We start from the raw sequence: 14790 nt of genomic DNA on the forward strand, positions 1-14790 counted from the left end.
ACAATCATCCGGGGTACTGCCCACCGTCATGTTGTTTTCTACTGAAATTGAGGTCATTTGAATATCAATTAACACAACTCTATTATTTAATAATTAATTGTGAAAACAGACCATGAAATTCAGAATGACGTGATGGATGAACTTAAATGGCAACCATTCCTAAACTCATCCACAATTGGAGTTGCCGTTAAAAACGGCATTGTTACGCTGTCGGGTACCGTAGACACATTTTCTAAAAAAGTTGATGCGGAAAAGGCAGTAAAAAAGGTGGCCGGCGTGAAGGCTGTAGCCGAAGACATCCAAATAGGGATTTCCCCAATCTACCGCAGAACCGATACTGAAATAGCCGAGGCAATATTAAACACCCTACAATGGCATTCAGCGATCCCCAACGATAAGATCAAAATCAAGGTAGAAAGCGGCGTTGTCACACTTGAGGGCGAATTGGAATGGGAATATCAGCGCGCCGGCGCAGTAACAGCTATTCAAAACCTCACGGGTATAAAATCGGTAATCAACCGGATTGCGCTGAAACCCAGGCTATCTGCCTACGAACTGGAGCAAAAAATTAGCGCAGCTTTTCACAGAAGCGCCGGTATAGATGCAGCGAAGGTTCATGCGGAAATCAATGGAAACACCGTAACGCTGACCGGCAGGGTACGCTCCCTTGCGGAGAAAGACGACGCCGAGAATGCAGCATTGGCCGCGCCCGGCATATTCCATGTAAAAAACAAACTGGATATCGGAGAAGCTGAATTTGCTTTTTAAAAGGAAGGCGCTGGCGCTTTATGGCAGCGCCTTATTCAACTGAATAGGATTGCCAGTTTGGCATAACTATATCTTCTCTTCACGTTTGATTGTAACTATTTAGGATTATTAAAAATGGCGTTTTCGATACCTGGCCAGCGCAGCTGACACCAACTTACAACTCACCGGAGTATTTAAGAAATCTTTCATATCTTTATTATTGAAACTCTGTTTGCGGCACTAAGACCACAAGATGAGGCATTATGAAAAAAGTCTTGGTAATTGAAGATAATCAGGATATCCGGGAAAACACATGTGAGCTATTGGAACTGGAAGGTTACAAGGTACTGACGGCTGAGGATGGAGAGGCCGGCCTTCAATTAGCAAGAGACTGGTTGCCGGATATTATTCTCTGTGATATCATGATGCCCATGGCCAATGGCTATGAGGTGTTTCGGGCGCTAAAATCGCTCCCCATTACCGCAACCATTCCCTTTATTTTTCTTACGGCAAATGCCGAGAAAAAAGAAATGGAGACAGGAATGCATTTAGGGGCTAACGGGTACGTTTGCAAGCCCTTTGGCCCGGAAGAATTATTGCAAACACTTGGGCGATGCCTGCTATCGGCTGGGGAATAAAAAATACCCGGCTAAACTTCCTGCATCATATTTTTTACATGTTTTTTGCGTTTTGCAGAAAAATTAATTCTTCATTTTACTTAACCGCTCCAAATCAAGCACCCTGATTACACTGCCATTTTTTTCGATCAATCCTTCGCTGCGAAAGTCTGACAATGTACGGCTAACCGTTTCTGTAGCCATGCCGGCAAACGCTGCCAAATCCTCTCTGGAAATACGAATGCTTCTGTCTTCAGCGTTAGTTTGCCTGAGAAGCCGTAAAACGGCATTTGCCATTTTCTTTCTAACAGAATCATAAGCCAATTGCAGTAAACGATCTTCATTCTCCCGTATCTGGCCCGCCAACAGTTTAATAAACTTGCTTGTTACATCGGGATATAAATTAAGCATTTCATCCAACCGCTCTTTGGGAATAAGGCATAGCTGACTATCTTCAACGGCGCAAGCGGTTTCCGAATAGGAATCATCGGCCAGGAGAGACCTGACACCGAGGTATTGGCCTGCCGTATGCAAATCTGTTATCAATTCCCGCCCGTCTGAAGCGAGCTTGCTGGTTTTAATTTTTCCATTCAGTATAACATACAAGCCGTTTCCCTTATCCCCTTCATAATATATAACCTGATTTTTTTTGAATGAACGCACTTTTCGCTCTTTAATGATCTTTTGAAGTTCGGCTAAGCCTTCTTTCCGGGAAACAACTCGGCTTAACTGATCAAGGCTCTCGCTATAAAATTTCTTTTGCTGTTCCTGCTTTTTTAATCTGCTCTCAATTGCTGCAAGCAGTTCCACATCATCAAAAGGCTTGGTGAGATAGTCATCAGCCCCCATTTCCATCGCCTTGCGTAAATCAACCCGATCCGCCCTGGCTGTAAGAAAAATGAATGGTATGTTAGCCGTTTCCGGCAATTTATTGAGCATATACAGCACACCATACCCATCGAGCTCCGGCATCATAATGTCACAAAGAATTATATGCGGCAAATGGGTTTTAGCAAGTTCAACACCTACTTTTCCGTTCTCTGCAGCATAAACGGTATAACCGGCCAGTTCGAGTATTTCAACTACACCCTCCCGAATGTCGGCGGTATCTTCTATTATTAAAATTGGAATACTCATAAATCAGGTACTGGACATAGCCTAATTTAAATCATTTAATTGAGGTGTCATAATCATTTGGCTTATCTGCAATAAAAGCGTGTTTTTTTAATATAAAAAAGGAAGTCAATGTTTATAGCTGTTGCGAAAGGTTCTGGGTTATGCATAAACTGTATAAAATAACGCTATCGCAGCCGCCCCCATAGTGACGAAAGTGAACCAAAGCAGTATTTTGGAAAATAGTTTAGTTTTGAATTCCCCCATGATACTTCTGTTAGAAGTGATCCGGATTATTAAAAAAAGTAGAGGCACCGCAGCTATTCCGTTTAACACTGCTGCATAAACAAGTGCTTTAACAGGATCTACCCCGCTATAATTGATAAGTAATCCAATTAAAGTGGAGATACAAATAACAGCATAAAATGCCGGAGCTCTTTTTAACTTCAAATTAAGTCCAGATTTCCAATTGAACGCTTCACAAGTAGCATATCCTACTGAACCAGAAAGCACGGGAACCGCCAGCAAGCCGAGGCCAATGATGCCAATTGAAAAAATTAATTTTGCTAAAAAACCAGCGTTAGGAAAGGTATGTACCAATGGTTCGATCGCTTTTGCCGCATCGGAAGCGCTCCTGATGTCTGTTACACCGCTGTTGTGTAAAACCGTAGCAGAAACTACAATAATGCTCCAGGTGGTAAATTCTGAAAACAACATTCCGAAAGTATTGTCGATACGCATCCGCTTAATTTGCCCCCGGCTTACTTTTGGTTTATGATGTGAAAGCCGTTCCCATTCCTTTTGTTCCTCTACTTCCTGTGATGCCTCCCAAAAAAACATATATGGAGAAATAGTAGTTCCCAACACCCCGGTAATAATAAACAGAAAGCTAAAATTTAATTCAAAATGAGGTAAAACTGTTGCTTTTAGTATAGTGAGCCAGGGTTGCCGGACAATAAATAAAGTAATGGGATATGCAAGGAGAGTTATGGCCAGCCATTTTAAAATCCTGGCATATGACCGGTAAGAAGTAAAAACTTCAAGAATGAGGATTAACAGCGTAAAAAATAACGTCAGGGTAACAAAAGATGCTGGGACCAATAATTGGGCGGCGGCGGCCATAGCTCCTATATCGGCACCAATATTAATGGTATTAGCTATTAATACCAGCCCGGCAACCGCATATAAAACACTTTTGCTATAATTTTCTTTTATTACGGCCGATATACCCTTACCGGTAACCATCCCAATGCTTGCGCAGGCTTCCTGCACGGCTATCATAAAAGGCAACATATAAAGCGCTGTCCATAATTGATTATAGCCAAACTGTGCGCCGGTTTGCGAATAAGTGGCTATACCTGAAGGGTCATCATCAGCAGCGCCGGTTGTAAGGCCCGGGCCCAGCACCGAAAAAAACTTTGCCACCTCATTTTTTCGATTTTTAATTAGCTGCTGGTTAGTTTTCATTATCGCAAAATGTCAGAATAATTTGATCTATGTTAAGCAACCTCTTCAGGGGAAAATGAAACCCGGAACTTTAAAATACCAAATGGTTAAATGTTAAGGTTAGCAAACCGATGTTTATTTTATACTTATGTTATGTGTATTTTTACCATAGATGGCCATTTCAAGGCTTTCATCCAAATTATAGATATCTTCAAACCGTATCAACTCGCCGTTTCTCACTTCACACGTTAAATAAGTGATTTTTAAAGGAACCGGCTTATTAAGAATAAAATTTTGAGTCTTTATTTTTTTCAAACTCCTGTACATTTGAGCCGCTTGTCCCAAACCGTCATATTTAAGCAGCAACGCACCAAGTTCAACCGCCTTATCTATCCAAATGCAACCATTACTTACATCGCGCTTATCCAATGTCAACAATTTTTGATCATCCCTTTGATTTAAATAAATATTGTAGCTATTTTGAAAATGAAAAACCATCGAACCGAGCGTTTTATCGCATCCCGGCGCTTGTTTGGCATAATATCCGTTTGGTAATTTTAATATGAATTTCAATTGGGCATTTGTGATATCTGTTAGTTCCCCGTCCCTATTATAGATGCTTATTTGGTTGCGCCCAAGGAACAGGCTATCTGCAAGGGCATTTTTCAATATATCGTGGGTGAATATCTGGTTGGGGATAAGCCAGTTGGGGTATGTAGTCAAATAAGTCACCTGACTTTGCAACGTTGGGCTGGGCGTTTCTGGTGCTCCTACAATTACTTTGAAGAGCACTGTAGTATCCGGCAAATGCAATTTTAACGTATAAGTTGGCACATTGATCTGGATAAACTCTTGCTTGTCGTCAATCTCCGCCCATCTGATCCGTTCCATATTAGCAGCTATTTTCATAACATCGCTGCCAGGTTCTCCGTAACAATCGTCAGGCGCTTGCCCCCTGATTATATACAGCATTTCCCGCAAAACAACGTAGATTTTAGCACATGGCTGAACACTAAGAATCGCATCTTTGAAATCGGGTGAATCGATAACGTTTTTTAGCTTGGTTTCCGCTGCAAACGGAATGTCCATCCCATAATCGACACGTGCAGATCCGTAATCTGGATTTAGCTTTCCGTAATGCAAATGATTCATCATTGTGATTATCGCATCCGTGAGCAAAACATCAAATTTTGCTTTCAACAAGTCATCCACTGTATTGGGATTATCTAAAATATCACGAAGTACGTCGAATTGAAGGTCCCTAGGATGAAAATCGTTATGCGATAATCCGTACTGCATTACACAATCTATAAGCAACATGGCATTTCCGGTATTTGAATGAGATTCGGGGTTTATCCATACTGGGCGATAGTTATTTTGCCTGTAAAAACGGGTTGCGGTTTGCGGGTAATGTAATGCCTGCAGTAAAGCTGGTGAATTCAGTTGATGACGGACGGCACTGACTAGCGCCGGATTATTGTCCTGGGCAAATCCATCTATCGAAAAGAATAATTCGACTATAAACATCACCAAAATCAACTTTTTCATTTTTAATCATTTTATGATAACCTGATGCCATTTTCGAAGAGACAAATGATCATCAATTTTTTAAGTAAAGTTTTGAATAACATTTACCAAAAAGAATGACCTCCGTCAAATAACTTAATGATATCTGTCACCCGGAAAACTCGGTTATTGAAACTATGTGGAAGATATCAGCAGTTGAAGGTCAGAAATGATAGTCATTTCTGACACTTTTCAAAGCGCAGATAAGCAAAGTTTGTCGTATTGGTAATCAGCTCTTAGAAATAGGTTTTTTTGGAGTATCAAATCTTTCCAAACCGGAATCGAACCGGTACGGTTTCCGACAGATCTTTTAGACTAGTGCGTCTGTCAATTCCTTCATCTTGAAGTTGTGAATATTTACATTTAAAATAGTTATATCTTTGTTAAATAAGCACAAGCGATTTGATTATTTAAGGGTGATCTATCAGGTGACCCCTAACTGAATAAAAGCACAAAGCATTGATTTATAGCAGACATTAAACTGGTTACTGTTCCCTAACTCTCCGCCAAGTATTATTCAATTAGGAAACAAAAAGCGCCGTAAAATTTACGGCGCTTTTTGTTTCTCCAAACTACCCCAACAACTGCTTTTTCATCTATCTAACCGGTCAAAGCGCATTTATAGCTAAGGATGTTTAACGCTACCATTTTCTTCCACTAAAAATACCGGAGAATCTTATCAAACCTGTGAAATTTGCATACTTCCCGGCCGTTATCTGATAGCCTACCAAAACCAAGGCATGGCATTACCATTGCAAAACGCTTGTGTTAGAAAAGTCACATCGCCGGCTCCAATACAAAAATTAAAATGCCATTGTAATGTTTTACCTCTTCATAACGTATAGTAATCAAATTGTAGTTTTTTTATTAAAATTTAAAAAACGTTTTGGAATTTTAAAAAAAACCCGATAATTGTTATTATAAATATCAGTCAATTCAAGATATTGATTTAAGATTAGTATACAAACACCTGATCCTTTAATTAATATTAAAAGAACGATATTTTAACATTACCATTGGGTTAATTGTTGATTTCCTAAACCTTTCTTTTTGATGAGCATTAATATAACTATCCGATCCTTATATATCTTCATTTCATTAAGCTTTGTTGTTTCATTAAAAAGCTACGGCCAAACTTTCCCTGTTGGGAGTTATGCTGAAGAGTTACTGCGCCGGGAGCAAGTAGCTGGAAATATCGATAGTAAATCGTCGTTTGTTATTCGGCCATTAACAACCTCTATTGTAGCTGATTCTGCACTCCAGCCGCTAATTGCAAGCCGCGAATACATTAAATTTAATTTCATGGGAATACCTTCAGGCTTGCATATTCTGCCTGTTAACTGGTTAAACGAGTACAACGTGAAGCGCCCTTATGGTTACAATAATTCTTCGTTATACCCTAATGCCGGGTATCAAAGTATGCTTAGTGGTGGTATTTTCTTAAAAGCCGGAATTCTTAACGTACAAATAAAACCAGAGTTAGTTTATGCACAAAACAAAAGCTTTTCAACCTTTGCTGACGTACAAGCTCAAAACAACTCACAAGCTTTAATGGGTGCTTACTTTGCCCAGGTTAACGGAATCGACGCACCAGAACGATTTGGCACATCATCATTGAAACATGTTTATCCGGGACAATCAAAAATTACTTTAGCATATAAAAGCATAGAAGCTGGTGTATCTACCGAAAACTTATGGTGGGGGCCAGGAATACGCAATTCCATCATGATGAGTAATTCGGCACCGGGTTTTTTTCACTGGACATTCAACTCCACCAAGCCGGTTAATACAATAATTGGTTCTTTTGAGTGGCAAATCATAGGCGGCAACCTGAAACAATCTGGTTTTGCTCCAGACGATGTAAGCAAACTTATATACGGAAGTAATCTATATATCCCGAAACCTAAAGTTTCGAGATATATTTCGGCTTATAGTATTAATTGGCAACCTAAATGGTTAAAAGGGTTGTATCTTGGCCTTTCTGCTTATGATTATCTTGACAAAGACTCTGTCTATCATAACAAAAATATTATCCGCAAAATAATCCCGGTTATTACCGGCTCTTCAAACAAGGCCAATAACATTAATAATGGGCAAAACGGAGATCAGCAAGACTTTGCATACTCACTTAACATCAGGCAGCTCCTACCCTTGTACAAGGCCGAAATTTATTTTGAATGGGCACGCAACGACCGCACCGGAAGCCTGTCTGATCTATTAGAAGAACCTGAGCATTCAGCGGCGTATACTCTTGGCGGCCGCAAATTATTTGAACTCAGCCGTGGCGGTTTTATACAAATTAAATCAGAAATAACGCAATTGCAAAGGGCACCAACTTATTTACTGCGCGACGAACCTTCATGGTATATCCATTCGCAAAGCCCAAGAGACGGATATACTAATGATGGCAGGTACATAGGCGCAGGCATTGGCCCCGGAAGCAACAGCTTTATTTTTGATATTAGCTACCTTAAAAATTACAACTCATATGGCATTACACTGGAAAGACTATTGCATAATAATGATTTATATTACCAGGCTTTTACTGAAGCCCGAATAAGTAATTTACATTGGGTGGATATTGCAGGTACCTTTTATGCTAATCATAAATTTGAAAACTATTTGATCTCGGCCGAGGTTACACCAGTTTATACCTTAAACTATGAGTACAGAAATGGCTCAAGTTATAATTTACATGCCAGGATTAACTTTACTTATTTTTTTAATTAACGAACAATTTCAGACAGCTTTTTTCAGTTTATCAATCAGCCAACCATTTATACTACGAATTAAAAAATTCACTTTATCCCCCGAAACGGGAAATTGGTTTACTTTTGCAGAAAATAATATCATTTATTAGAGTGCTATTTTTACGCTCTGATAACCTTTACATATGAACAAACTTCGCTTTTTTATATTTTTAATTGCTGTGCTAAGCTTTGGAGCAGTTACTAATATCACCGCCCAAACCAGCTTACAAAACATTTCCTCAATTAATGTCGACGATCTTTCAGACCAGCAGGTGCTTCAACTACTGCAACAGGCGCAAAAAACAGATCTAACCGACACAGAATTACTGCAGCAGGCTCAAAGTCGGGGTATGTCGGCCACACAGCTTCAAAAATTAGAGCTTCGCATAAAAAAGCTAAGAACAAAAAGCAACGCATCATCCAATACACAACCAGATTCAACGCAAAATCAGCTGGGAAGGCAACTTAACTATAAACCAGATACAACAGACACGCTTTATACCAACAAAGACCTTTTTGAAAGTTTAAAGCCTAAAATTTTCGGTGCAGACATTTTTAAAAATAAAAACAGCTCATTTGAACCCAACCTTAAGCTGGCAACCCCGCTAAACTATATTGTTGGGCCTAATGATCAACTGAATATTAGTGTTTATGGCAGCTCGTTAGTAAACTGGAAGCTGGATGTATCCCCCGAAGGAAATATTAACATTCCAGGCGTTGGCGTTTTAAACGTAGGCAGTAAAACTATTGAACAAGCCACGGCGTTAATAAAAAACAAGCTTGCGGCAAACAATTACGCTATCGGGCGTGGCACAAGCGTACAGGTTACACTCGGCAATATCCGCAGTATCCAGGTAATTATTATAGGACAGGTGGCTAAACCGGGCACCTATACCCTACCATCCCTTGCTACCGTCTTTAATGCCTTATATACTGCCGGTGGCCCTTCCGATAACGGAAGTTTAAGGCAGATTGAGATCATCAGAAACAACCGCATTATCAGGCATCTTGATGTTTATGATTTCTTACTAAAAGGTGATCAAAAAAATAATATTACCCTTCAGGATCAGGATATTGTACGCGTGCCAACATACCGCACCAGGGTGCAACTTGTTGGCGAGATCAAAATACCGGCACTATTTGAAGTTTTACCAGGAGAAAGTCTGGATAATATCATAACCTATGCCGGCGGTTTCACCGATAGCGCATATACTGCAAGGATCAAAGTATCGCAGGTAAGCGATCAACAGCGTAAAATAACTGATGTATTGGAAGCTGACTATAAAAACTACATCCCGTTAAGGGGGGATAAATATACCATCGAGCCTATTATTTACAGGTTTGAAAACCGGGTTGTAATAAAAGGAGCAGTTTTTAGACCTGGTGATTATGAACTTCAAAACGGGTTAACATTACTGCAATTAATTGACAAAGCCGCGGGACTAAAAGAAGACGCCTTTACTGAGCGCGGTACCATTACCCGGTTAAAGCCTGATAACAGTACCGAAATAATAGGATTTAATGTTAAAGACATCATTAACAAAACTGTGAACATTCCGTTACAGCGTGAAGATATTATTAACATCTCATCTATATTTGATTTAAGGGATAAGTACACAGTTACTATCAACGGAAATGTCAGAAAACCTGGAAAGTTTGCATTTTCTGAAAACATGAAAGTAGAAGACCTGATTTTAAAAGCAGGTGGCTTTGCCGAAGGTGCCAGTACAAACCGTATTGAGGTGGCCAGGCGAGTAACAGATGCAGATCCGTCATCTAAAAACAGCTCAGTATCGCAGGTTTTTAGCGTTAATATTGATGGCAACCTAAAACCTGCCGATGCTAATTTTGTGCTTACGCCTTTTGACATTGTTTCTGTTTATAGCCTCCCCGGATATGAAAAGCAAAAAACCGTAAAAGTTGAAGGTGAAGTGTTATATCCCGGATCCTATACAATTAAAAATAAAAACGAAAAGATATCAGACCTGATTGCAAGAGCGGGTGGACTTACCGCCTCAGCCGATGCGGCAGGTGGCTCGTTAAAACGCGACAACTTTGCGATATTGGGTATTGACAAAAACAAAACAGATACTGCATCAATAAATGCAGAGCGCTATTCCCGGATCAACAGGCTTAAAAAATCATATAAAGACTCAACAAACACAACAACCGATACAGTGCAATTAAGAAACAACTACGTTGGTATTGAATTAGACAAGATCTTGAAATCGCCAGGCTCAAAAACGGATCTGCTTTTGGAGAACGGTGACGTTATAAGAGTACCTAAGCAACAACAGGTTGTACGCGTTAACGGGCAGGTGCTTTATCCAAGTGCAGTTGTATATGACAAGTCAAAATCATTTAACGATTTTGTTTCAAACGCCGGAGGCTATGGGCCGGATGCCCTGAGGCGTGGAGCTTATGTTGTTTATCCAAATGGCACGGTAAAAGGTACGCGCAAGTTCCTTTTCTTCAACAACCACCCTTCGGTTAAACCAGGTAGTGAGATATATGTTCCTAAAAAATCAGAAAGCAAAGGCAATACCGCTCAAACTATTTTAGGCTTTACTACCGGTTTGGCTTCATTAGGGGCTATTATTTTAGGGATTTTAAGTTTAAATAAATAACAGTTTCTGCATTTCAGCATTACAAAAAATGGATAATAAGTCAGAAATAACGTTAAAAGACCTGATCGCAAATTTTCGAAAAGCGCTTAAGTATCTTAAATCGAAGGTTTTTATTATTACAGTAGTATCAATAACCGGATCAATTTTAGGTATCGTTTATGCGTATACTAAAAAGGATAGCTTTACAGCTCAATCAACCTTTGTTCTTGAAGATGGTAATAAAGGCGGAGGTTTAAGTCAATATTCGGCACTGGCATCATTAGCCGGTATCAACCTGGATAACGGCAATGGTGGTTTATTTGACCCAATCAATATAATGGCCCTTTATAAAACGAGGCTAATGATTGAAAAGGCCCTGCTTACTGAAGTAGAAATTAATGGCAAAAAACAGAAGCTCATAGAAATGTATATAAATTCATATAAACTAAGGGAGCGCTGGAAAAAGAAAGATAAAATCGAAAGCATAAATTTCAACGGAGATCCCGAAAAGTTTAGCCGGAAACAGGATAGTATTATTACTGATTTAGTGGGACAGTTTAACAAGAACTTTTTGTCGGTTAATAAATTAGAAAAAGAGCTGAATATTATAAAAGTTGAGTTTGTTTCAAAAGACGAAGTGTTTGCCCAGACATTTACCAATGTGTTGGTTGAAACGGTAAATGATTTTTATGTGCAAACCAAGACTCAAAAGACCAATCAGAACCTGGATATATTGCAACGCCAGGCAGATAGTGTAAAAAGAGAATTAAATTTTGCATTACACGGAGTAGCCTCTTCAATGGACGCCAATCCAAATGCTAACCCGGCTTTATTGACGTTACGTGTACAATCACAAAAAAAGCAAATTGATGTTGAATCAAGTAAAGCCATATATGCAGAAATTGTTAAAAACCTTGAAATATCCAAAATTTCATTGCGGAACGAAAAACCACTAATAAAAGTAATTGATAAGCCCACCTTACCTTTACTAAAACAACACACCAGCAAAGTTATGGCTGCTATAATAGGATTTGTTTTAGCCACTGTTTTGATAGTATCGCTTTTGTTGGCGGGTAGGTATATTAAGCAAGCGTTATGAATTAAATATGCTTAAAAAAAACATATTCTTTAATTTCCTACTTTCAGTAAGTCAAATACTATTCTCAGTTATCATTTTTCCTTTTGCATCAAGAACATTAGGACCTGATGGTATAGGGTCGGTAGTGTTTATTGATAGTATTACACAGATTTTTTTACTGATTGCGGCATTAGGAATACCAATATATGGGGTAAGAGAGATATCAAAGGTAAAAGATGATCCTGATCAACTTTCTTCTCTTTTTTCGGAGTTAGTCACAATACATATGATCTGTACAGCGATCTTTGTTGTAACGTATGTGCTTGCCGGGATTTTTATTGGTAAAATAAACACGCATCTTAATCTTGTTCTTATTGGTGCCTTTATTTTAATATGTAATGTATTTACCATCGAATGGTTTTTTCAGGGTATTGAGCAATTTACTTACATTACAAAAAGAACACTCCTTGTCAGAGGGCTATTTTTAATATTGCTATTTGGTTTTGTACACCATAAAGGCGATGAGCCTGTTTATTATGGGCTAACTGCAGCAAGCTATTTCTTCAACGCGCTATTCAATTTCATTTACAGCAAAAAAATTATCAGGCTTTCATTTAAACATCTAAACCTGAAGAAACATGTAAAGCCATTACTTGTAATACTGTGTTCAAATATTGTAATTACCGTGTATCTGCTAATGGATAACACCATACTTGGCTTTTTAAAAGGCGAAGTCCCGGTAGGTTTTTATAGCACAGCTGTTAAAATTGCCAAAATATCAATTACAATTGTTACCGCATTAGGAGCTGTGTTAATACCACAAATTAGTCAGGCCTTTAAAAAAGGAGACCATTCCAGGATTCAGTTACTGATCAATAAGTCCTTTAATTTTGTCTGTACATTTGGAATTCCTATAAGTGTTGGCATAATAATTATGGCTCCGTTCATTATAACAACATTGGTAGGTAAATCATTTTCACAGTCAATAGTTCCATTACAAATATTGTCGCCAATAATTTTCATTATTGGAGCGACAAATGTTTTTGCATGGCAAATATTATCGCCATTGGGTAATGATAAAAAGGTGTTGATAGTGGTGCTTTGCGGTATGGTGGTGAGTCTTTCAATAAATTTTGCAGTAATACCAACATTTTCAGCAAACGGAGCAGCTTTCGCCAATATCTGTACAGAGCTGGTTGTAATGCTCTTAAGCTTCTACTTTGTTTACCGGTTAAAAGTTGTAGCTATTTCAGCAAAACCAATCTTTAGTGCAGCTTTAGGCTCGGGCGTGTTTTTTTTAATCGCATACATTGCCAGAAAACTATTTTCTGATAATATAATTACAGAAATATCGATTATGCTATCATGTGTTATTTTTTACGCCATATACCAGATTAAGATTATAAAAAATGAAATCATTTTTTCTATAATCCATGCAGGAAAAAATAAGATTTCAAATGTATTTAACCATAACAAACTGTTGTAATCGGTAAGCGGTTAGTTATTGACTCTAATTTTATTACAACGAAAAACCTCCCCCAAAAATCATTATTGGGATATATGGCTAAATCAATTAAGACTTTATTATGAAAAAAGTAGCTTTTACTATAGTAACCAAGAATTATATTGGCCTTGCCAAAACCTTAAAGAATTCCCTGTATAGATACAACAAAGATGTTGATTTTTTTATATTCATTGCCGATGACTTCGATGAGACAACGAAAATCAACTTAGAAGATCAGGGAGGCAACTTTTTAATCTCAAAAAATGTTTTACCGATTGATGAGAATACATGGGACGAATTGTCTTTTAAATATAATTTGGTAGAATTTTGCACTGCATTAAAACCATTTTGTTTTAAATATTTAATGGATTTCCTGGGTTATGGAAAAGTCATCTATTTTGATCCTGATATCCTTGTATACAATTCTTTAGATTCCATATATGAAAAACTGGATACTTCGGTAATGCTTCTCACCCCTCATATACTTTATATGGAGGAAGATTTCACTGGAGATGTCCCGGATTATTTATTCTTAAAATACGGAACGTTTAATTTAGGTTTTATCGGATTGAGAAAATCGGAAAAAATAACTTCTGTACTCAACTGGTGGGCAAAAAGATTGGTAAAATACTCTTTTTTTGACGATGAACGCGGCTTGGCAACAGATCAAAAATGGGCTGCATTTTTTCCAATTTTTCTTTCTTCCGAAGAATTAGAGATATCCGCCGATTTAGGATTAAATATTGCTCCGTGGAATTTTCACGAAAGAAAGATTGTAAATATTGGAGATACGTTATATGTAATACCAAGGGCCGAAAAAAATAAAGAAAAGTTCGAACTTGTTTTCATGCATTTTTCTTCCTACAAACAAAACGAAATTCAAAATGGCTTATATAAAGAGTTAAAATATGATGATTTGAAAATTGCTTTTGATGTATATAAGGATGCCTTGAACAATGAAAATATTCAAGATTTTTGGGGACTAAGCTATTCTTACCAATATTTTAATAACGGGCAGCTGATTAGTGATTTTAATCGTAGGGTTTACAGAAAATGTTTAGATACTAATTATTTTTCAAGCAAAAACAATCCCTTTGAAACAAGTGAAAATAGTTTTTATCATTTATTAAAAAAAAATAAACTGTTGACTAAACATATTGTCAACTTCAATAGTGGACACGTTGGAAGGAATTCTATTGCTAATGCAAATAAAAAAAACAAACGACTCATAATAATGCAATTGATGTCTAAGTTTCTATTGACTATGTTAGGTGTTGACAGGTTTAGTTTTTTTGTTAAGAATGCTGCTAAATACTTTACGTTCGAAAACCAAGCTCATTTAATAGATAAGAAAATCAATTAA

General features: G+C 38.0%; 10 protein-coding genes. 7 read left to right on the plus strand and 3 right to left on the minus strand.

The features are described 5' to 3' along the window. The first annotated feature begins 99 nt into the window (after nt 1–99). A complete protein-coding gene (locus BMX50_RS02700; RefSeq protein WP_091207291.1) occupies nt 100–768 on the plus strand; it encodes a BON domain-containing protein in 669 nt (222 codons plus the stop codon). A 242-nt stretch (nt 769–1010) separates the two neighbouring features. Next, entirely contained in the window at nt 1011–1385 is a 375-nt protein-coding gene (locus tag BMX50_RS02705) for a response regulator transcription factor (RefSeq protein ID WP_091207294.1), read from the plus strand. Nucleotides 1386–1448: 63 nt separating this feature from the next. On the opposite strand, the gene BMX50_RS02710 is transcribed toward BMX50_RS02705, so the two are convergent. The 3 genes from BMX50_RS02710 to BMX50_RS02720 all read right to left on the minus strand — a co-directional run bounded on the left by BMX50_RS02710 (nt 1449) and on the right by BMX50_RS02720 (nt 5471). Continuing rightward, the gene (locus BMX50_RS02710; RefSeq protein ID WP_091207295.1) at nt 1449–2501 is read right to left on the minus strand and encodes a response regulator; all 1053 of its coding nucleotides are present in this window, start codon (nt 2499–2501) and stop codon (nt 1449–1451) included. 138 nt (nt 2502–2639) lie between these two features. Next, entirely contained in the window at nt 2640–3902 is a 1263-nt protein-coding gene (locus tag BMX50_RS02715; protein WP_244280825.1) for an NRAMP family divalent metal transporter, read from the minus strand. A 156-nt stretch (nt 3903–4058) separates the two neighbouring features. Next, the gene (locus BMX50_RS02720; RefSeq protein ID WP_091207300.1) at nt 4059–5471 is read right to left on the minus strand and encodes a L,D-transpeptidase scaffold domain-containing protein; all 1413 of its coding nucleotides are present in this window, start codon (nt 5469–5471) and stop codon (nt 4059–4061) included. Nucleotides 5472–6542: 1071 nt separating this feature from the next. On the opposite strand from BMX50_RS02720, the gene BMX50_RS02725 reads away from it, so the two are divergent. From BMX50_RS02725 to BMX50_RS02745, 5 genes are all read left to right on the plus strand, one after another. Next, nucleotides 6543–8219, plus strand: a complete 1677-nt coding sequence (locus BMX50_RS02725; RefSeq protein WP_091207303.1) for a capsule assembly Wzi family protein — start codon at nt 6543–6545, stop codon at nt 8217–8219. 163 nt (nt 8220–8382) lie between these two features. After that, entirely contained in the window at nt 8383–10866 is a 2484-nt protein-coding gene (locus BMX50_RS02730; protein WP_091207306.1) for an SLBB domain-containing protein, read from the plus strand. Between the two features lie 28 nt (nt 10867–10894). Beyond that, nucleotides 10895–11944: a GumC domain-containing protein gene (locus tag BMX50_RS02735; protein ID WP_091207309.1), complete on the plus strand. Its 1050-nt coding sequence runs from the start codon at nt 10895–10897 to the stop codon at nt 11942–11944. 7 nt (nt 11945–11951) lie between these two features. After that, nucleotides 11952–13409 carry a flippase gene (locus BMX50_RS02740; protein ID WP_091207312.1) on the plus strand — a complete coding sequence of 486 codons (1458 nt, stop codon included), beginning with the start codon at nt 11952–11954 and terminating at the stop codon, nt 13407–13409. Nucleotides 13410–13509: 100 nt separating this feature from the next. Next, nucleotides 13510–14790 carry a glycosyltransferase family protein gene (locus BMX50_RS02745; RefSeq protein ID WP_091207316.1) on the plus strand — a complete coding sequence of 427 codons (1281 nt, stop codon included), beginning with the start codon at nt 13510–13512 and terminating at the stop codon, nt 14788–14790.

Source organism: Mucilaginibacter gossypiicola (genome assembly GCF_900110105.1).
Lineage (GTDB): Bacteria > Bacteroidota > Bacteroidia > Sphingobacteriales > Sphingobacteriaceae > Mucilaginibacter > Mucilaginibacter gossypiicola.